Annotated in this window: 32 protein-coding genes; 4 read left to right on the top strand and 28 right to left on the bottom strand. The window is 67.2% G+C overall.

Annotated features, from left to right (window positions below; genetic code table 11):
• Complete coding sequence (locus tag OO60_RS00765; protein ID WP_033260605.1) at window positions 1-279, top strand: hypothetical protein; 279 nt, start codon at window positions 1-3, stop codon at window positions 277-279.
• Between the two features lie 387 nt (window positions 280-666).
• Here the strand turns inward: OO60_RS00765 and OO60_RS00760 are convergent, their stop codons facing one another.
• The 6 genes from OO60_RS00760 to OO60_RS00735 all read right to left on the bottom strand — a co-directional run bounded on the left by OO60_RS00760 (window position 667) and on the right by OO60_RS00735 (window position 3,542).
• Window positions 667-930, bottom strand: a complete 264-nt coding sequence (locus tag OO60_RS00760) for a hypothetical protein (RefSeq protein ID WP_033260604.1) — start codon at window positions 928-930, stop codon at window positions 667-669.
• A 65-nt stretch (window positions 931-995) separates the two neighbouring features.
• Window positions 996-1,979 carry a helix-turn-helix domain-containing protein gene (locus OO60_RS00755; protein WP_003055821.1) on the bottom strand — a complete coding sequence of 328 codons (984 nt, stop codon included), beginning with the start codon at window positions 1,977-1,979 and terminating at the stop codon, window positions 996-998.
• An 82-nt stretch (window positions 1,980-2,061) separates the two neighbouring features.
• Window positions 2,062-2,337: a hypothetical protein gene (locus tag OO60_RS00750; RefSeq protein ID WP_003055819.1), complete on the bottom strand. Its 276-nt coding sequence runs from the start codon at window positions 2,335-2,337 to the stop codon at window positions 2,062-2,064.
• 83 nt (window positions 2,338-2,420) lie between these two features.
• Complete coding sequence (locus tag OO60_RS00745) at window positions 2,421-2,798, bottom strand: hypothetical protein (protein WP_003055818.1); 378 nt, start codon at window positions 2,796-2,798, stop codon at window positions 2,421-2,423.
• A gap of 133 nt (window positions 2,799-2,931) precedes the next feature.
• Complete coding sequence (locus OO60_RS00740; RefSeq protein ID WP_003055813.1) at window positions 2,932-3,189, bottom strand: hypothetical protein; 258 nt, start codon at window positions 3,187-3,189, stop codon at window positions 2,932-2,934.
• A gap of 23 nt (window positions 3,190-3,212) precedes the next feature.
• The gene (locus OO60_RS00735; RefSeq protein ID WP_003055810.1) at window positions 3,213-3,542 is read right to left on the bottom strand and encodes a DUF6011 domain-containing protein; all 330 of its coding nucleotides are present in this window, start codon (window positions 3,540-3,542) and stop codon (window positions 3,213-3,215) included.
• A gap of 100 nt (window positions 3,543-3,642) precedes the next feature.
• Here OO60_RS00735 and OO60_RS00730 point away from each other — a divergent pair, with 100 nt between their 5' ends.
• Complete coding sequence (locus tag OO60_RS00730) at window positions 3,643-3,846, top strand: hypothetical protein (protein ID WP_003055809.1); 204 nt, start codon at window positions 3,643-3,645, stop codon at window positions 3,844-3,846.
• 292 nt (window positions 3,847-4,138) lie between these two features.
• Here the strand turns inward: OO60_RS00730 and OO60_RS00725 are convergent, their stop codons facing one another.
• The 18 genes from OO60_RS00725 to OO60_RS00655 all read right to left on the bottom strand — a co-directional run bounded on the left by OO60_RS00725 (window position 4,139) and on the right by OO60_RS00655 (window position 13,173).
• On the bottom strand, window positions 4,139-5,344 hold the full coding sequence (locus OO60_RS00725) for a tyrosine-type recombinase/integrase (RefSeq protein WP_003055807.1): 1,206 nt from the start codon (window positions 5,342-5,344) through the stop codon (window positions 4,139-4,141).
• Window positions 5,344-5,520: a helix-turn-helix transcriptional regulator gene (locus OO60_RS45680; RefSeq protein ID WP_081655686.1), complete on the bottom strand. Its 177-nt coding sequence runs from the start codon at window positions 5,518-5,520 to the stop codon at window positions 5,344-5,346. The genes OO60_RS00725 and OO60_RS45680 overlap by 1 nt, the downstream gene beginning before the upstream one ends.
• A complete protein-coding gene (locus OO60_RS00720) occupies window positions 5,513-6,862 on the bottom strand; it encodes a replication initiator (RefSeq protein ID WP_003055804.1) in 1,350 nt (449 codons plus the stop codon). Before OO60_RS00720 ends, OO60_RS45680 begins: the two co-directional genes overlap by 8 nt.
• Window positions 6,863-6,961: 99 nt before the next feature.
• Window positions 6,962-7,636 (bottom strand): DUF2637 domain-containing protein, encoded by a 675-nt coding sequence (locus tag OO60_RS00715; RefSeq protein WP_051767609.1) that lies wholly within the window; start codon window positions 7,634-7,636, stop codon window positions 6,962-6,964.
• Between the two features lie 18 nt (window positions 7,637-7,654).
• Complete coding sequence (locus OO60_RS00710; RefSeq protein ID WP_003055800.1) at window positions 7,655-7,876, bottom strand: hypothetical protein; 222 nt, start codon at window positions 7,874-7,876, stop codon at window positions 7,655-7,657.
• A complete protein-coding gene (locus OO60_RS00705; protein ID WP_003055795.1) occupies window positions 7,873-8,298 on the bottom strand; it encodes a hypothetical protein in 426 nt (141 codons plus the stop codon). Before OO60_RS00705 ends, OO60_RS00710 begins: the two co-directional genes overlap by 4 nt.
• Window positions 8,295-8,516, bottom strand: a complete 222-nt coding sequence (locus OO60_RS00700; protein WP_003055793.1) for a hypothetical protein — start codon at window positions 8,514-8,516, stop codon at window positions 8,295-8,297. The genes OO60_RS00705 and OO60_RS00700 overlap by 4 nt, the downstream gene beginning before the upstream one ends.
• 16 nt (window positions 8,517-8,532) lie before the next feature.
• A complete protein-coding gene (locus OO60_RS00695) occupies window positions 8,533-8,754 on the bottom strand; it encodes a hypothetical protein (RefSeq protein WP_003055790.1) in 222 nt (73 codons plus the stop codon).
• Between the two features lie 2 nt (window positions 8,755-8,756).
• Window positions 8,757-9,113: a hypothetical protein gene (locus tag OO60_RS00690; protein WP_003055787.1), complete on the bottom strand. Its 357-nt coding sequence runs from the start codon at window positions 9,111-9,113 to the stop codon at window positions 8,757-8,759.
• Entirely contained in the window at window positions 9,110-9,463 is a 354-nt protein-coding gene (locus OO60_RS00685) for a hypothetical protein (RefSeq protein ID WP_003055783.1), read from the bottom strand. The genes OO60_RS00690 and OO60_RS00685 overlap by 4 nt, the downstream gene beginning before the upstream one ends.
• A 2-nt stretch (window positions 9,464-9,465) precedes the next feature.
• Window positions 9,466-9,819, bottom strand: coding sequence for a hypothetical protein (locus tag OO60_RS00680; protein WP_003055780.1), 354 nt, complete (start codon window positions 9,817-9,819; stop codon window positions 9,466-9,468).
• Window positions 9,819-11,147 (bottom strand): FtsK/SpoIIIE domain-containing protein, encoded by a 1,329-nt coding sequence (locus tag OO60_RS00675; RefSeq protein WP_003055777.1) that lies wholly within the window; start codon window positions 11,145-11,147, stop codon window positions 9,819-9,821. Before OO60_RS00675 ends, OO60_RS00680 begins: the two co-directional genes overlap by 1 nt.
• Window positions 11,148-11,284: 137 nt before the next feature.
• Window positions 11,285-11,467 carry a hypothetical protein gene (locus OO60_RS00670; RefSeq protein WP_003055774.1) on the bottom strand — a complete coding sequence of 61 codons (183 nt, stop codon included), beginning with the start codon at window positions 11,465-11,467 and terminating at the stop codon, window positions 11,285-11,287.
• A gap of 2 nt (window positions 11,468-11,469) precedes the next feature.
• On the bottom strand, window positions 11,470-11,733 hold the full coding sequence (locus OO60_RS00665; protein WP_003055770.1) for a hypothetical protein: 264 nt from the start codon (window positions 11,731-11,733) through the stop codon (window positions 11,470-11,472).
• 1 nt (window position 11,734) lies between these two features.
• Window positions 11,735-11,887: a hypothetical protein gene (locus OO60_RS46255; protein ID WP_156081288.1), complete on the bottom strand. Its 153-nt coding sequence runs from the start codon at window positions 11,885-11,887 to the stop codon at window positions 11,735-11,737.
• A gap of 26 nt (window positions 11,888-11,913) precedes the next feature.
• Window positions 11,914-12,081, bottom strand: a complete 168-nt coding sequence (locus OO60_RS46250) for a hypothetical protein (protein ID WP_155848801.1) — start codon at window positions 12,079-12,081, stop codon at window positions 11,914-11,916.
• Window position 12,082: 1 nt separating this feature from the next.
• Window positions 12,083-12,235, bottom strand: a complete 153-nt coding sequence (locus OO60_RS00660; RefSeq protein WP_155848800.1) for a hypothetical protein — start codon at window positions 12,233-12,235, stop codon at window positions 12,083-12,085.
• Between the two features lie 560 nt (window positions 12,236-12,795).
• Complete coding sequence (locus OO60_RS00655) at window positions 12,796-13,173, bottom strand: hypothetical protein (RefSeq protein ID WP_003055767.1); 378 nt, start codon at window positions 13,171-13,173, stop codon at window positions 12,796-12,798.
• Between the two features lie 203 nt (window positions 13,174-13,376).
• Here OO60_RS00655 and OO60_RS00650 point away from each other — a divergent pair, with 203 nt between their 5' ends.
• Together OO60_RS00650 and OO60_RS45675 are read left to right on the top strand one after the other, a co-directional pair.
• The gene (locus OO60_RS00650) at window positions 13,377-13,691 is read left to right on the top strand and encodes a putative quinol monooxygenase (RefSeq protein WP_003055765.1); all 315 of its coding nucleotides are present in this window, start codon (window positions 13,377-13,379) and stop codon (window positions 13,689-13,691) included.
• On the top strand, window positions 13,684-14,886 hold the full coding sequence (locus OO60_RS45675) for a helix-turn-helix domain-containing protein (protein WP_081655685.1): 1,203 nt from the start codon (window positions 13,684-13,686) through the stop codon (window positions 14,884-14,886). Before OO60_RS00650 ends, OO60_RS45675 begins: the two co-directional genes overlap by 8 nt.
• A 410-nt stretch (window positions 14,887-15,296) precedes the next feature.
• On the opposite strand, the gene OO60_RS46245 is transcribed toward OO60_RS45675, so the two are convergent.
• The 4 genes from OO60_RS46245 to OO60_RS48375 form a co-directional block, all read right to left on the bottom strand.
• Complete coding sequence (locus tag OO60_RS46245) at window positions 15,297-16,286, bottom strand: hypothetical protein (protein ID WP_155848799.1); 990 nt, start codon at window positions 16,284-16,286, stop codon at window positions 15,297-15,299.
• Between the two features lie 83 nt (window positions 16,287-16,369).
• Window positions 16,370-16,576, bottom strand: coding sequence for a hypothetical protein (locus OO60_RS00640; RefSeq protein ID WP_155848798.1), 207 nt, complete (start codon window positions 16,574-16,576; stop codon window positions 16,370-16,372).
• Between the two features lie 541 nt (window positions 16,577-17,117).
• Complete coding sequence (locus OO60_RS48130) at window positions 17,118-17,309, bottom strand: tyrosine-type recombinase/integrase (RefSeq protein WP_420835526.1); 192 nt, start codon at window positions 17,307-17,309, stop codon at window positions 17,118-17,120.
• Window positions 17,219-17,725: a tyrosine-type recombinase/integrase gene (locus OO60_RS48375; protein WP_420835525.1), complete on the bottom strand. Its 507-nt coding sequence runs from the start codon at window positions 17,723-17,725 to the stop codon at window positions 17,219-17,221. The genes OO60_RS48130 and OO60_RS48375 overlap by 91 nt, the downstream gene beginning before the upstream one ends.
• Between the last annotated feature and the right edge of the window lie 213 nt (window positions 17,726-17,938).

Here is a 17,938-nt window from a genome sequence, read left to right as displayed (position 1 = left end):
ATGCGCAGCTACAAGATCGACCCCGAGTGCATTCTCGCCCCTGACTCGCCAGCGCACGCGACGGCCGTGGAGGAGTTCCGCAGCACCTACGGAGTCCATCCGGACGAGGCGTTCGGCGCCGACGGGTACGTCCTGGCCATCACCGCCGGACGGCTGATACTCGGTCTCACCGACGCTGGTCTCGCGCGCGTGCGAGACGAACTTGCGCCGAACCGCACGCTCTACCTCGCGTGGCTGGACCAGGCACAGGCGTACACGAAGGACACCCTGAGCGGCTAGTCGGTGGGGGCCCGGCCGGGCGCGGGACTCGGGGGTGTCTCCGCGCCGGCCGGGCTGCTCGTGGTGGTGGCGCGTTCCCGCTGCCGGATCAGGGCCGCGTGCTCCCGAGCCATCGCTCGTGCGGCGGTGTCGAGTCCCTCGGCGCCTTTCCCAGACACGGCCATCAGCGGCCAGCCGGGCACGAGTGGGTGCGCTTGAGGTTCAGGTTCAGGAGGCTGCCGCAGTCCCTGCACGTGAACCTCAGCGGAAGCGGCGGGCCGGCCGGGGGAGCCGGACGCGTGAACCCCGGAGCGCCCCTCAGCCAAGCGTTGAACAAGGTGAGCGGGCTGACCCCGTTCTCGTCGTCCGCGTTGTGTCGTCGCCGGTTCCGCTTCGGTGCGCGCGCCGTCACCGCGGCCCCCGGCGATGTGCACGCTCAGCGAGGGCCTGCAGCTCCTCCACGTCGAGCAACGTCTGCAGCGCGTTGACGCTCACCTGGACGCTGCCGTTGCCCTGCCGGTCGAGCACCGCCGAGGGGCCGTCGCCGATGGCGAGCACGCCGACAAGCCGCCCGTTCTGGTCGGTAGTGACACCGGTGGTCACCGCCACCTGCGTGCCGGTTGTGTCGACCGTCCACACCACGCGTTCGCGTTGCCATCCCCGAGAAGCCATACCCCGATCGTCGTGCGGAAACTACGCGGAGTGAAGGGGTTGTGCGATGCGCATGGTGATGCGCATCAGCTCGCGTCAGCCAGCTCCCGGCGGCGCGCGGCCCACTCGGACGTCGTCCACTCGGGCGGCATCTCGGCCAGGCAGTCACGCGCGGCCTGGCGGGCGCCGGACTCGTCGCCGAGGGCGCGCAGCACGAACGCGCGCTGGCCGAGGAAGAACGCCGGCGTGTACCAGTAGCCGGACGGTGGCAACTCGTCCGCGGGCGGCAGCTTGTCGACCATGCCGTCTGCCTCGGTGAGCAGCCGCACAGCGTCGGCCCGCTCGTCGTTGCGGGCGAGGACCTCGGCGCGCTGGTACGTCTCGTACGTGCGGAGCCCGATGTGGACGCGGGTGTCCCGCCGGGCGGCCTCCGACAGCGCGTCGGCGGTGCTCAGGTCGTGGCGCCGGATCGCCCCGTACGCAGAGAACGACAGCGCCGTGGACAGCCGCAGCGGGTCGTCAGCCTCCATTCCGAGCACGGCGGCGCGGTCGAGGTGCTGCCGCGCCTGCTCCCACCGTTGCCCGGGAATGGCCAGCCACCCGCGATACTGCTCCAATTCGGACAGGAGCCCGACCGCGACCGGCCGCATCGCCGAGCGTGCCTCGGCGGCGAACTGGCGGGCGAGCTCGCGCTGAGCATCGACCATCGGGATCACGTGCGCCGAGCTGGTCTCGTCCTCCAGGCGGCGGACAGCGGTGAGCACGCCAGCGAGCGAGTCAAGTGCGGCCGCGTCGACTCGCCGCGGGTGGTCGGCGGCGTCGGCCAGGCGCTCCTCCTCGGCCGGGCTCAGCGTCTCGGTGCCGAGCGACGGCCACAGCTCGAGCAACCGGCCGCCTGCGGCGAGGAGGTCGTCGAGCCGTGCGGCGGTGCGTTCGTCGGGACGCTGCAGGCCGGCTTCGTAGCGGGACAGCGCGGACTGCGAGATGGGGACGGCGCGCGCGAGCTTGCGCTGCGACAGCCCAGCCGCCTCTCGTAGGCGGAGCAGGGCGGCGCCGAAGGACTCGGCCATCGGACCCTCATTCGCGGAGGCTCTTCGCGTGGCCCCCGGTGATCAGCCGGGGGCGCTCCCTCCGCGAAGAGGTGAAACCAGCCTACCGGCGCGACAGCACCCGCGGCACAACCAGCCCGCCGACCAAGCCGACCACGCTGAACGCGAGGAGTCCGAAGCTCCAGGTCTGGCGGGTGGACTGGGCGTCTGGGCAGGCGAGGGAGATCGGGTGGGCGTTGAACGCGGTCCCGCAGTTCACCTCGAGGCCTTGGCCGGCGTCGAACGTGATCTTGACCGGCACGACGAGCAGGAGCAGGAGCGCGACCAGACCGAGGAGCGCGGACGCGGCGACGACCACAAGGCGGGCGAGACGGTTCATGTCCCCCGGGTCGTCCCGATCATCACGCGCGTTACAGGCCAGGCGGCCGGGCAGTGGTTGCGGCACCACCCGGCCGGCCAGGGTCACTGGTCCCACAGCCGCCGCTCGATCTCGCGCAGCAGCTCGTCGTCGCCGGGCTGAGGGGCGTAGAGGTGCAAGTGCTTCTCGATCAGGTCGATGGCGCAGGGCTTGGCAGCCTGCTCGGGGAGCTCCAGCTTCAGCTCCTCGAAGGTCGCGTAGAGGGCTTCCTCGAACTCGTCGCCGTTGCTGACCAGGGACAGGCCGCGCAGCTGGAACTCCAGCGCGACGACCGTCGCGCGGGCGACGAGCCGGTCGAGCAGGCTCGCAGTGGTCGTGCGGGGCGCCGGCTTGGCCTCGGCCAGGTCGGTCAGCTCGCGGCTGATCAGCTCGTCGTCGGCCAGCTGCGCGACGAACGCGTCGACGTCGATAGGCTCGGTCATGGGTCGGACCTCGATTCCGATCAAGGCCCTCGGCTGGTGTTCGCAGCACCGGTCGAGGGCCGCCTTGCGTTGGTACGTGCTCCCCGCTCGGTCATGAGCCGTCGGCGCCTGCGCGCTGCGGGGGGCGGACGAATTAGGCGACGATGAACTCGAAGCCAGCGAACTCGTCGCCGTCGAGCTGGAAGCGGCGGGGCTGGAGCGGCCTGTAGGCGGCCCAGAGGTCCCACAGCGACTGCTCGGCCGTGGCCACCGTCTCGGCGCGCGTCATCCCGGCGTAGACGGTGGTATCGGTCGCCAGGTCGAACTCAGCCATGTCGATCAGGCGGTGAAGCTCCTGGGCGGTCTTCCCGGCGAGACGCTCGGCGGGGTACAGCTGGGCGGCGGTGGGCATCGGAGTTCCCTTCTGGTGGTGGTTCAGGCGGCGGCGAGCAGCTGCGCGGCCGCGACGTGGTAGCACTTCCTGCCGTTCTCCGCGGCCTTGCAGGTGCAGGACGCAGTGGTGGCGTTGACCTCGTAGCGGCGGATCCCGTTCGACGCGACGACCTCGAAGGTGTGGCGCGACGTGCGGGCGACGCCGCCGTCTTCGAGGAGCTGGGTGACCTTCTCGACCTGGGCGGCCGAGTAGTTCGCCAGCACCAGGCGGGCGGCCTCTTCGCGGGCGCAGTGGCGTCCGTAGCCGCGGGCGATCGACTCGGCCGAGCGGAGAACTCGCTTGCAGCGCTTGCACTTCGCGGTGGTGGCCATCGGTCGCTCCCTTGGTTTTCGGATATACGAAAACTAGCAGAGCTCCGATCAAGATCACAACAGTTTTCGTGCATCCGAAAACTACGGTAAGGTCTCGGCCATGACGGAGACCGAGAAGCGAAGGCCCGGCAGGCCGGCCACGGGCGAGACCACCCGGCACAGCGTGAAGATGCCCGACAACCGATGGGACGCCCTCGGCGAGAAGGCCGGCGAGGCCGGATCCGACCGGTCCAAGGTGCTCAACGAGCTCGCGGCCTGGTACGTGCGCGAGCCGGAGGCAAAGCTGCCGAAGCGTCCGGAGTGACGGAGGCGCTCACGTCTCACGAACGTCTCACGGAACTCAACGGACCAGCTGGAAGCCAAGGCCCTGACCTGGGCGTACGATCGGAACGCGACTGACTGATTGGAACCTATGGACCCCCCGGACGGTTTCCCCTCCTCTGGGGGTCAAGGGGTCGCAGGTTCAAATCCTGTCAGCCCGACGGACAAGCCACGTCTACGCAGGTAGACGTGGCTTTCGTCGTATCCGGGGATGCTTCGGACGCCAAGAACCCCGGGGCATGCCACATACGTGTCACACAACCCGGGGTTCCGGATCAGGCGGCCATCCCTGCCAGCGCGGCGGTTCGCCGGGCGTCGAGCACGTCGGCCACCTCATCGAGGCGGTCCGGGAACAGGTGCCCGTAGATGTTGAGCGTCATCGCGGCGTCGGAGTGCCCAAGCATCTGCTGAATGACCTTCACGTCGGCGCCGGCCGCGATCGCGAGGGACGCGGCGGTGTGCCGCAGCTTGTGCGGCGTCAGCCCGGCGACGTCGAGCCCGGCCGCCTGCACCGCCGGGTTGAACTCACGCGTCCGCCAGTTGTGCGAGCGCAGCGAGCCACCTCGCGCAGTAGTGAAGACGAGCGCGTCGTCCGGCCGGCCACCGATCACCCGGCGCAGCTCCGATACCAGTGACGCCGGGATGGAGACCGTCCGCCGCTTGCCGTTCTTCGGCAGTCCCTCGTGCTGCACTCCCCCGACCTCGAAGAACGTCGACACCACGCGGATACGCCGCTTCGCGAGGTCGACCCGTCCCACGCGCAGCGCGGCGGCCTCTCCCCACCGGAGACCGGTGTACGCGAGGAGAAGGATCAGGGCCTTGTTCGCCTCAGCCGAAGCCGTCGGCCGGTCGTACTTGGTCCTCAGCCTCCCGGACGCCTCTGCCAGCATTTCGACCTGCTCGTACGTCAGGTACACATGCTCGGCCTCCGGCCGGATCGGCAGGGTCACCCCGCGAGCCGGGTTGTTCGAGATCCGCGTCGGGACGCACCACTCCAGGACCATCGCGAGCACCCGGTAGGCGTGGCGAGCCTGGGACGGCCCCAGTCCGCTACCTCCGTCACCCTTCGACCGGAGCAGCTCGGCCACCCAGAGCGCGATGTCCTCGCGTCCGACGGCGGTCAACGGCAAGTCGCCCCACCTCACCAGCACGTGGTTGTCGAGCAAGCCACGGTACTTCCACCACGTCGACTTCTTGAGGTCGTGCCGTGTGGTGAGCCACTTCTCCGCCATCTCTCCCACCGTCACCTTGGCGTGGTCAGGGTCGATGTAGGTGCCGGCCGCCAGCGATGCCGTCAGCTCGGCTTGGCGTTCCTCCGCTTTGGCCTTGTTCGGCGCGACCTCCGAGCGCAGCTTCCCGGCGCGGTCGTAGTAGCGGACGAGCCACCGCGCAGGCGGAGTGCGCCCCTTTGCTTTGGCCGCTTTGACCGAGTCGGCAAACCCCTTGGTCTTGCTGCGGTCATACACCCACACGCGCGCCATCAGCAGGCCGCCTGTCCGTCGATCCAGGTGTCGACGTCGGACGGTCGATAGCGGACGTACTTGCCGACGCGGAACCCGGCGGGGCCTTTGCCGGTCTTGCGCCACTGGTACAGCGTGTTCACGGGGACTTGGAGGTAGGCGGACAGGTCTTCGATGCTGAGTAGACGGTCATTCATGGCGGTTTTCCCTGCTGTATTTGTGTTTGCGGTCGTCTCGGATGCGTTCGGCGATGCCGGCGGCGAGTTCGCGTTCGGCGTCGTCGCGGTATCCGGCGCCGTCGAAGCGCCAGTTGTTGACCACGGCGATGGAGTCGACCTGTTCGGTGAGCCCGAGGCGTTCGAGCGTTTCGGCCAGGCGGAAGGCCCGGCGGTCGCCGCGGATGGCCTTGAACGTGGTCGAGTAAGCGAGGGATTTGGTGAGGAAGTGGCCGCGGAAGGCGAGCATGTGCGCCCACCGGCGCAGCTTCAGGTCCTCATAGGCCGGTAGCTCCCCGAGGTCCCAGGCGGTTTGGATGATCCGCCGGTGGTGCTCGGTGACCTTCAGGTGATCGATGTCCAGTTGGGACCGGATGGGCCGGTCGGCGGCTTCGCTCTTGCCGGTGCCTTTGGTGGCGTACTTGGCGATGTAGGCCGCGAGCCGGGCTTCGGAGATCTGGCCGTTCTCGTCTTCCAGCTCAGCCGATCCGGCGGGTTCGATCCGGCGGACGTCGACCTGCGTGCCCCATGTCAGCGGGAGCTCGGTGCCGTCCGGGTAGCAGGTGCGGACGAGGACGGCCCCAGCAGCGGCGTAGACGGCGTCTTCGAGCAAGCCGGGATGCGCCCACCGGGGAGCCGGTGACGTGGCGCCGTCCGGGCCGTCAAGCCGCACCACGGCGTGGAAGTGCACGAGGCCGCGCCGCTGGTATTCGGCGACCTTGCCGTAGGAGAGGCGGGCTTGTTCGGTGAACTCGCGGGCCTTGAGCCCGGCCCGTTTGGCGATCTCCCGGCGCAGCCGCATCGTGAACCGCTGCCACAGCACACCGGCGTGCGCCTGCCAGAGCACCGACCCGGTGTAGTCATACGTCGTGGGGTCGAGCGGGCCACCGAGGCGGGTGTCGTCGTCGTGGTGGTACTCCCCGCACCCGCACGGCCGGCGCTTCCCGGTCTTCGTGAGGTGGGCGGTGTGGACCGGGCCGAACGAGGGGGCGGTGAGGGTAACGAACGCGCGCGGCCGGTCGGTGACCGAGGCGGGGATGCCTTTGTGGCCGCCGGTGAGGCCGGCGCGGATGAGGTGGAAGGCGTCGGCGGCGTAGCGGTCGGAGCAGGCCGGGCAGACCGCGGAGCGGCGGTTGCCGCAGGGGGCGAAGATGTCGCCGCCGTGGTGGTGCAGCACGCGGCCGGTGGTGTCGTCCTGAAGCTGGTGGGCGCCGGAGAGACGGATGGGGCGGGCGCAGCCGTTGACGGCGCGGACCTTGATGCGCCAGTCCTGGTAGTCGAGGGCCTGGACGCGAGCGGTGAGGCGGTCGTCCAACGTCAGCATGTCGGAGCCTTTCGGTCGGGCGGGCAGGAAGAACGGCGCGGGAGCCAGGCCGGAGAGTGGCCGGGCTCCCGCGCCGCGGCGGGACGTGCGTCGGCGAGGTCAGGTGGTGGTGAGCTCGTGGAGGATCTGCGCGGCCATCGGTTCGGGGACGCGGACGACGCGGCGGATCTCCTCGATCGTCAGCTCCCGGCCTTCGTTGCGCGCGGTTTCGGCGGCGGTGTGGATTCGACTGGTCAGCTCCGCGGGGAGCTTGAGCCGGGGCCGGGCTGCAGCGACCACCCCGGCCGGTTCCGGATGGGGCGTGGTGTCGGTGCGAGAGGCGGCCGCGGTAACCGGCTCCGACTCCGACTCAGATCCCGGTTCTGAGGTTGCGGGAGCCGGAGCGCGGCGCATGAGCAGCTTCACGACGACCAGGAACCCCAGGGCCGGCATCGCGGCCACGAGCCACCCGGCCGGGGTGGGTTCGGCGAGCGCGACCTGAGCAGCCATCTGCACCCCGAACCCGGCCACCAGCACCGCCACCGGAAAGGTGAGCTTGCGGGGTCCTCCGGCGCGGTGGTCGCGTTGGATCTCGAACCCGGCCACGATCACGATGCCCTCGATCACGACCGCGTCGGCCCAGGCGATCCAGCCCAGCTGTCCGTGGTGGACGGCCCAGTCGTGGGTGTGGGTGAACCCGGCCGCCGCGCCGATCGTGCCGAGAACCACGGCGACCAGGACCCGGATGGTGTCCACCAGCCGACGAGTCCGATTAGTACTGTCTGTAGTGGACATGTGAGCCTCCTTGCAGGGCTAGGGTTCGGGGAACATCGCACCGTCGAGGGCGAGCCCCGCCAGGCGCCGGAACTCGGCTGACTCCTCTTCGTGGATGCTGGCGATTTCGTCGGCCAGTTCCGAAAGGCGCAGGAAAGTCGCGTGTCCGCGATCGTCGGCGTCCTGGCCCGTGCGGCAGACGTCGAAGAATTCCGCCTGGAGCCGCTGAAGCTTGCGCATGTTCGCGTCCGTGTCGTTCACGAGGTGCCTCCAAACGGCGTAAGGTTGGACCAGTGTTGGAGCTTGTCCCGTCCGCGGTGGGTCAGGCGCAGCGGGAGGACGGGTTTGCGGACGACACCGTGTAGGCACGAGATCGTCTCTCGGGCCGGGCTGCGTTCGACGTAGCCGACGGACATCAGGTGCACGACGATGTCTTCTTCGCCGGCGAACCGGCAGTGCCCGTCCGGGTCGATGACCATGACGCGGTCGGTGTCGTCCAGGAGCCCGAATTTGCCGTCCCGGACGTCGGCGAGCACGTCTTTGGCCACCAGCGGGTTGCTCGGCGACCCGGTGGTCTTGCGCCGTCCGCGGGCGGGTGGACAGACCCGGCCGGCCACCGGTGCCGGGGCCGGGGTGGGGGTGCCGAACAGGCCGAGCTGTCTGGGATCGGTGCGGCGGGTCATCGGATGCGCTCCCGTCCGATGTCGCCGAACTCGCGGTGACGGAACTCGCCGACCGCCAGCACCATCCCGAGCCCGACGCAGCCGATCACCGCGGCCACGATCCAGAACAGCACCGACCAGCCCTGAGCGAGGTAGATCAGCCAGAGTACGAGGCCGGCCGGGACGCCGTACTTGATGTAGAGCCAGGCCCGCCACATGAAGAATCCGAGACGCCACATGGCGCATCTCCTTTGATTACGCGCCTACACGGCGCACCTTGTCGAGTACTTCCTGGATCAGCCCGAAGGCGTCGAGTGCTGCGCCGTACTCCGGGTCGTCGACCGGTCCGACATCGTCGACTCGCCCGAGGCGATGTTCGACGTCCACTCGGACCCAGTCGCACCAACCGGCTGCCTCCGACAGCGCGCGTCCCAAGTGAGACACCACGCGTGCATGCGAGTTCTCCCGGTGGCTCATGGTCATTCCTCACCGGAAGGCCGGTGGTGGGGGCAGAAGACGAGCTGTTCACTGGTGCAGTGCCAGCCGGGTTCGCTGCGCAGGTAGTCCCGCAGCTCCTCCCACGAGCGGTACAGGCCCGGCGGTGGCAGATCCGGCGTGGTGCCGCAGAAGACGCAGTGCGCGGACCACAGGAGATCGACCCGGACGATGTCCGCGTCGGCGTGGCGGTTGCGGGCCAGCCAGGCGCGGGCGGCGTCTTCGGTCGGGTAGACAGCTTCGATGTAGTCGATGACGGTGCCGATCAGGTTCTCGCTGTAGGAGACGACGAACCAGGCCGGGCCGGGCCGGGTCAGCGGGTAGGCGACGGTGGTGGTCATTCCGTCGCCCCCGCCGGCCGGTGGTGCGGGCAGAACACCAGCTGCTCACTAGTGCTGCGCCAGCCGGGTTCCTGCGCGAGGTACTGCACCAGCTCGGCCCAGTCGACGAACCGCATACGCTCGTGGTCGGGATATTCGCCGCACACCACGCAGCGGGCGTAGTAGGCCACGCCGTACTCGGTGATGAACACCACGTCCCCGGCTCCCCGCAGCACGCTCGCCCAGGTTTCGGCGTCCTCGCGGGAGGAGTAGACCCGGGCACTGAGCCGCTGCAGGCGACCGCGGGCGGTCAGCTTTTCCACGACGAAGTGCGGGGCGTGCACCACCGCGGGGTAGTTGACCTGGCTCATGGTCAGTCCTCACTGTCGGGTCGGTGCTGGGGACAGAAGACGAGCTGTTCGGTGGTGCAGCTCCACCCCGGTGACGCCGCGACCACCAGCACGAGCACCAGCCAGTCAGCGAAGATCCATTCACCCGACTCCACGAAGTCGCCGCACACCCCGCAGCGGGCGTAGTAGGCGACGTCGTAAGTGACGATGCGAGCGCCGAAATCCCCGGGCAGCGGCAGGTATTCCACCGCGCGCTGCGCATCAGCGAGGGAGCGGTAAAGCCGTTGATTGGTCTGCTCCGGCCAGCCCCGTCGGTCCCTGATGAGCACTTCATAGTGCGGGGCGTGCACGACGGCCGGGTAGTTCGTCGTAATCATCACGCCACCACCGACAGCCCAGCGGTCGGCCGGTTGGAGCGGATGAACGCGATCAGTTCGTCGATCTCGCGGTCATCGACGTAGGCGGCGCGGACGCGCTGCGGGACCCGAGTGCGCTGCCGGATCACGTAGCCGATGCCCGCGGTGTCCGGGACGTTCGGGATCTCATCGGCCAGCGCGCCGCGCAGCCGGGCGCCTTCCCCGAGGACCATGTCCACGTGCGACTGTGCGGTGACGCGCAGGCACACCCGGGTCGGGAACAGGTCCCGGACCGGGACGACATCCTTGCTGGGTTCCTGCACCAGCGCGGTCATGAAATGTCCGGTCGCGCGGCCCTGGGAACCGACGATGGCCAGCAGTTTGCGCAGGGTGCGGGCGATCGCGCCGTCGCCGTAGGCCAGCAGCGCGCCGATCTCGTCGATGATCAGCAGGTTCAGCGGCGTCTCGGCCGACACCTCGATCTTGCGGCGGCCGGTGCGAGCGAAGTGCTGCTGCACCTCACGCAGATCGGCGACGTACTCCGCCACCAGGTCCGCGCACGCTTCCTCGGTGTCGCCGTAGCGGTAGGCCACATCGGCGTCGCCGAACTTGCGGAACTCGAGTTGCTTCGGGTCGCACACCCACAGCCGGACCAGCCCGTCCCGGATCAGCGGCGCCAGGCCGCGCAGCTCCGACAGGACGACCGAGTTCTTGCCTGCGCCGGTCGCGCCGGCCACGAGCAGGTGATCGCGGATCCGCAGCCGCCAGTCCGTGCCGTACTCGGTGTCGCCGACGTAGATGTCATCCAGGTCGACCGCGTCCGGCTCCGCCGGCATCTCCGGGGCCGGGATGGTCTCGGTGAACGGCTCCGAGCGTTCGATGATCAGCGCGACGTAGCCGGGCTTCGGGTGCTCGAACGCGATCCGCTGCACCCTCAGCGTGTCGGCGAGCCGGTCCAGGTTGTCCTCGATCGAGCGGCGTCCCTGCCCACGTGCCAGGGCGAGGGTGACGACGTCGACGGACGGGGAGTAGGACCGCAGCCGGGTGATCCGCGGGAACAGGTCCTCGCCGGTCTTGCGGTCGGTGACGTACATGTCGCACGCCCGCAGCGCCCGGGTGAACCGCGGCCCCAGATACACCGACCAGCGGCGCCGCCAGGCCCGCAGCCGCGGAGCGGCGTAGTGGTCGAAGGTGTCCGGGTGCGCCCGGTACCAGCACGTCAACGCGCCGACCGTGCCGCCGGCGAGCCCGCCCGTGGCGCTCCAGCCCAGCTCCAGCCCGGACCCCAGCACGGCGGCCGGGCCGACGGTGGCGCCGGGGTGGCGCAGCAACCACTTCAGGGCCTTCACTTCAGTCCCGACCGTGCGGGACGACTTGGGGGTATTCATCGTGTGGTGGTCCTCTCGAACAGCACACGACCGGCCCCGCGTCCCGTGGTGGGAGGTGGGGCCGGTCGCGTGCGAAACGGATCATGTGCGGTTGTCGGTCAGGGCTTGATGGCCGCGCGGGCGTCGGTCAGCTCGGTGGTGAGCGTGCCCATCGCACGGGCCATCCGGTCGTGCGCGGCCTTGAACCCGTTCTTGTGCAGCGGCATCCCGCGCATCGAGTCCTTCAGCTGCCTCAGGGCGCTTCCGAGATCCTCGACGACTCGGTCGACCTGGTGTGCCATGGTCAGAACCTCCAGTCCCGCGAGACCAGCTCGGCCTCGTGCTTCTTGCCCAGCTGACGCAGCCGGTCGAGTTCGTCGAACGCCTTGGTCCGCAGCGCCTTCAGTTCATCCTGAGTGGCGATGGTCCACGAACCGGCCATCGCGTCCTCGTCGTAGCAGTCGATCAGCTTGTCGACCTCGACCAGGACTTCGGCGACCAGGTCCAGGTTGTTCACGAACGTGGCGTAACGCTCCTGCGCCCGCCGATTCAGTGCCGCGATCTGCATATCAGCTCCACCGTCCCCGGTTGTGCTCCAGCTGCCACGCCAGGTTGGACAGCTCACCCACCATCCCGGCGACCCAGCGGCCGGCCTGCCGCTTCGCCTCCGCCGGGGCGTCGGTGCCCTGGAACTTCTCGAATGCGGCGGTGGCCGCGTCCATAATGGCCTGAATCTCCTGCATACCGCTTACCCTTCGCGTGTCATGGCGACCAGCTCAGCCGCCGAAGTGAGGTCTGCTGCCAGGAATCGCACCGCGTTCCCGACAGCCACCTTGATGTCCCGATCCGGACCGGTGGCCACAAACGCGCGGTACGCCTTGTTCGCCGCCTCGATGATCGCCAGGATTTCCGACATCTCAGCTTCCCTTCCGGATCACGTGCTGCGCGTGCTTCAAGCCCTCGCAGAACCCCGCCTGCCACCCCAGGTCCTCCGTCTGCTCCGCCAGCGCAGCGGCCCGTTCCCGCTCCAGCCGGGCCGCCAACATCCGGATGACCACACCGACCTGCACCGGGCGGCTCACCGGCCGGCCCGCCACGCCAGCGCCAGCCCCGAGACCAACGCGAGAATCCCGAACACCGGGACCGCCCAGATCAGCAGCGCCACCAGTACCGCCCAGAACACGTACGTCAACACTGTTCCTCCTCACTCGTTCCACTGGCACCCGCACACCAGGCACGTAGCGACTCGTGCCGGCGAGAGCCAGTAATTCGCCGAACAGACATGCTTGGTCTCAGGAACCCCGCTTCGGACCGTGCGGGTCATACGACGACAACCCACCCCGAATCGCTTTCATCCCACCCATTCGCCTCTCCTCTCCACTCGCAAACTCCGTGGTAGAACCCCAAGACCCCCGGACGCGTGACCGGCCGGGAATCAAGGCGCGCCGCCACAAACAGCGCGGTTTCAGGCATGGATCGGCCCACTCTGTATTTGTCAATCAGCAAAAGTGCCCTTGCCCGACTCGAAACGGGCGGCCAACCTATTTGGGAAGGGCTCCAGGGTGGTGATGACGCGACGGCCGGGGAGGTTGCCGCGCGAACCGGTCACCCACCGGTCATGAAGCCGGCATCAGGCGGCGCGCTGCGCAGCACCCGACCCGGCGGGCTTCAGCCCCAACGCCTTGAACCACAGACCCGAGCCGGTGATCCGGCCGTCCTCGCCCGTCGTCTGCCACGTGTTCAACACCGGGTCGATCAACTCCACATAGGTCCCCTCGTCGAACCCCTCCCCCGGGTCCGCCGCGAGTGTCACCTTGATCTCCTCGCCCTTCCCCGGCCGGCGCCCCTCCACCTGACGCGGCTTCGCGAACAGCATCACTACGAACGCCGGGCGGCCCTCGCGGTCGGTCGCCGGGAGCAGCTCCCCCTTCACCTCGCGCATCTTCATAGTCGGAGCCTCGGTGACCATGAACCGATAACCCGAGCTGATGAACGGGATGTCCTGCATGTCGCCTCCTCGTTGACGCAGACCCTGAGCGGTCCGACACCAATGACGATAACTGGTACTTAAGTACGTGTCTAGTACTTTTCTATTAGTTACTGGAGAGTAGTTGGTGCGCAGGGTCCTGACCTGCGCAAACTAGCCGTACCCTGCTGGTACATATGTACGGGCGACGTACTATGGTGTGGAGACCACGACGAAGGAGATCGATGTACGCACTTGTAGTCCGGTTCGACCTGCAGGACGAGACGCGCGCCGCGGCGTTCGACGAGTTGGTAGAGGAGACCGGTCGCGGTATCGCCAGCCACGAGCCCGGAACTCTCGTCTACGCAACCCACCACGTCGAAGGCGCCCCACTCGCCCGCGTCTTCTACGAGCTGTACCGGGACCGCGAAGCCTTCGAAGAACATGAGCGCCAGCCGCACACGCGGCGGTTTCTCGCCGAACGTGACCGATACGTCAAGTCGACACGGGTCGAGTTCGTCACCCCGGCAACGGCGAAAGGGCTGCCCGCCGATGGCTGACGCAGACGCGGAACTCGGCCGGAAGATCGCGTTCCATCGGAGTCGCCGGGGGTTGTCGCAGCGTGAACTTGCGCCACTGATCAGCAGATCGGAGGCGTGGCTTTCACAGGTCGAACGCGGAGTCCGGCCGGCGAAGAGCTTGGACGTCCTGGAACGTATCGCGGCCGTGCTGGAAGTGCCCCTCGCCGAACTGGCGCCAAGCGCGCCCACGGCGGCTGCACAGGTCCGACCGGCGCACGCAACCCCACTGCGCCTGCTGCTGAGCGCGAACTTCGCTCTTCGCGCCGTGCTCGGACGCCCACCCGAGCCGGACCTGGAAGCACTCCGCGCCGACGCAGACCGTGTCTGGGACCTCGCGCACGAGTCGCGCTACGAAGAGCTGGTAGAGCTCCTGGAAACACTCCTTCCTCGCCTCGAAGCCGCTGCTGGCGGTAACGAATCGCCCGAGGTTTTTGCTCTGCTTGCCCGCAGCTACCACGCATGCGCCGCTGCGCTCGCGAAGCTCCAGCAGTTCGACGCAGCTTGGGTTGCTGCCGACCGTGCGATTTCTGACGCAGGGCGCACAGGTGACCCCTTGCTGATGGCAGAAGGTGCCTTCAGGCTGACCCTCGTATTCCAGGGCGCACAGCAACTCGATCAGGCGGAACATACTGCCACGACAGCTAGTGTCGCCCTAGAAGGGTTGGTAGAGCAGGGTCTCCCGGAAGCGCTTAGCGTCTATGGTGCGCTCACTTTGCAGCTAGCTGTGGTTGCGGCACGGACTGAGCGAGCGGAAGAGGCTTGGCGAAAGCTTGACCGCGCCCGCGAAATCGCTACCCAGCTCAGCGAAGATCGCAACGACTACCACACCGAGTTCGGGCCAACCAACGTCGCTCTCCATGAGGTTGCGGTGGCCGTCGACCTTGGAGACGCCGGCGAGGCGATCCGACGTGCTGCCACAATCGACGCTTCCGCGTTGTCCGCCGAACGACGTGGACGTCTGCTGATTGACGTAGCGCGTGCCTGGACTCAACGACGCAATGTGGAGCGCGCCTTGGCGTTTCTTGAAGATGCCGAGATGGTCGCACCCGAACAGGTCTACAACCACCGGTTCGTCCACACGATGGTTCGCGACCTTGCCCGGATGAACCGCAACATCCCGCCCGCGCTTGCCGAGTTCGCGCTTCGTGCTGGCGTGGCAATCGGCGACGAGTGACGTTGCTCCAGCCGCCTGGACAGGATGTGTTCAGAGTTTCTTTTCTTGTTCAAGGCGGCCCCTCCGGGGCCGCGCCGCTATCGGCCGGCACGCGCGGGGCCCGCCTCCGGCACCCACGCGACCGGCCGGCGGCTGCACCGAAGGCCGCAGCTCAAGAAGAAGAGAATGTCCTCGCCGGACGGGCAGGTCATCGAGATGGCCAAGACGTGCGCGGCGGTTGCGTCCGTGTGCGGCCAAACGGCATCTCGACGACCTCCCAGAGGGCTATCACGCCGCGTCAAGGGGGCAGTCGAGCGGGTCAGCGGCAGTTGGGCAGAAGGTGCCCCCTTGACACAGCGTGATCGGGCTGCGCCAGGTCGTCGAGATGCCGAGAGGCCGCTCACTTGAAGTAGTCACCAAGACAGATGCTCCTACTTTTTTACCGCAGAGCCGACGATTCCGAGCAAGGAACCCGGGTTTTCGATAATCGTCTGCTCCCTATCAGTACTCATATAACCTGTATCACCTGGCGTGAATATTGAGCGAACCAGTTCAGCCACAACAATGTTGCGTGCCTCATCCGTAGTTACGCCGGCGACATACTTTGCCGCAGTCTCAAGAGCATTGTAACGCGTCTGATTCATGATCTGAAGATGCTTATTAATGCGATAGTTCTTTGTACAAAAAGCGACTGCCGCCGTCAGCACCAAGAGAACTAGCACCCTGCCAAGCGCCTCCCGAATCAGCACAGGAAGCCAGTTACTTGTTGAGACATCAGGAGGATTCAGATAGAAGACCACGACAAGCAGTGCAACAAGTATCAAACCGAGCGAGGCGGCAGCCGCCAAGTAGCGCTTAGCGGCCGTTTTGTGCTCATTTGTCGCCTTTTTGTAGTATCCCGATATTTCCTCGGAAGCCTTCGCGACCGCCCCCGAGCGCAACTCGGCAACCAGCGACTCCGCGTCTTTCAGTGCCTTGTCCGCAGCCGCAGTAGTCTGTCTCGCATCAAGAATACGCCCTGCTAAGTCCTCCTGAAGTGCGACGACTTGAGCACGCCTGGTCTCCAGCTCCGAGAAATCCGGTCGTATGTACGGACGGAAATTCTCGGCAACCAAATCTGACAGCTGCTTCATTGTTTCTAGAATGCTTTGACGTTCACCCTGCGGATTATTCATACCCATAGGCTTGAACTCAATTATACGATTTATGCCATTCTGAATCTGATTAACGGCTTGATCTACATTATTTATCCGAATATCCGGAATTCGGAAATCGCCCTGATTTTCAAATAATTGAAGATCGGCCCTTATGCTCTTAAGGTAAGGGATAACCTCAGCAAAGCCCAGCTCGATATCCTCACGGCGGAGAGTTTCAAGAATATCGTCAGATAACCCAAACAGAATTTTGTCGTAACGCCCCATCTACGCCTTCCAAGACAATCTATCCGTGCCACAAAGCTCGAACGGGGCGTCGACAGTTCATCGACGCCCCGTCAGAGTGGCTACTAGCCGTTCTTGTGCTTAGTCTTGTCGACCTCGACGTAGCCCTGCCCCGGCTTGGAAGTCGGCGGCATCGGCTTACCCTTCACCGCCGTGACTTCCGTCTTGCTGCCCGGCACCTTGTACTGGCCAGACGAAGGCGCCGGCGTACCCGGCGGGATGACCTTACGGCCCATCTTGATCACCGTGTTTCTTCCTGCGACGTCGAACACCAAGGCGACCCCTGGCCTTGATGCCAGCAGTCGCCGCCTTGTACGGTCGCAGAGCATGCCCAATGCACTGGACCCCGGCCGAGGCGTTGACCCCGGTCGGGGTCTTTCCTGTCGCTGGAGGCGAGTGTAACCGACAACACCGACAACTCCCGCGCGCGCCACTACATGTTGTGCCTCGACGGCACCGCCGCCGCCATAAGTGGTTGTGTCCTGGCTCACAGTAGCCGAGGCGACCTCCCGCCTGAGGCACCGCAAGCCGCAGCCGCATGTCACATGCGTGCCACACTGCACCACCGAGTGATGACCAACGAGGACCAACTACGACCGCCCTCAGGCCAGGTCAGCGGCCATTTCGATCTCCGATGCCGCCGTCCAGCTCTAGCCGGATTAGAGCAAGGGGTCGCAGGTTCAAATCCTGTCAGCCCGACGGACAAGCCACGTTTACGCAGGTGGACGTGGCTTTTTTCATTTCCGACGTAGCTCCGGACGCGACTCAGCCCCGGGGCGGCCCGCATTCTGCCCACATGCCCGGGGCTGATCATCACGCCGCCATGCCCACCAGTGCCTGAGTGCGCTGGGCGTCGAGCACGTCCGCGACCTCGTCGAGGCGATCCGGGAACAGGTGCCCGTACACGTTCAGGGTCATGGCCGCGTCGGCGTGCCCGAGCATCTGCTGAACGACCTTGACGTCCGCGCCGGCCGCGATGGCGAGCGAGGCCGCCGTGTGGCGCAGCTTGTGCGGAGTGAGCCCCGCCACCCTGAGATCGGCCGCCTTGAACTTCCGGACGCGCCAGTTGTTCGCCCGCAGCGACTGGCCCGTCCCGTGGTGAACACCAGCTCGTCAGACTGCCGGCCGGTCACCAGGGGGCGCAGCACCGGCACCAGTGAGGCCGGGAACGAGACCGTCCTCTTCTTGCCCGTCTTGGGCAACCCCTCGTGCTGCACTCCCCCGACCTCGAAGAACGTCACAGCGACGCGGATGCGCCTCTTGACGAGATCCACGCGCCCGACACGGAGCGAGGCAACCTCACCCCACCGAAGGCCCGTGTCCGCCAGCAGCAGGATCAACGCCCGGTTGATCTCGGCACCGGCCGTTGGACGGTCGTACTTCGTCCGGAGACCCGCAGCGACGTCGGCCAGCGTCTCCACCTGTTCGTACGTCAGGTACACGTGCTCGGCCTCAGGACGCACCGGGAGTTTGACCCCGCGCGCCGGGTTGGCCGGGATGCGACGCGGCACGCAGCAGTCAAGGCGGCCCCTCCGGGGCCGCGCCGCTATCGGCCGGCACGCGCGGGGCCCGCCTCAGGCACCCACGCGACCGGCCGGCGGCTGTACCGGGGCCACAGCCCAAGAAGAAAGAAT

The organism is Amycolatopsis vancoresmycina (assembly GCF_000716785.1).
Classification (GTDB): domain Bacteria; phylum Actinomycetota; class Actinomycetes; order Mycobacteriales; family Pseudonocardiaceae; genus Amycolatopsis; species Amycolatopsis vancoresmycina.
Note: the sequence above shows the minus strand (reverse complement) of the source record. Positions and strands in the feature narration are given on the sequence as shown.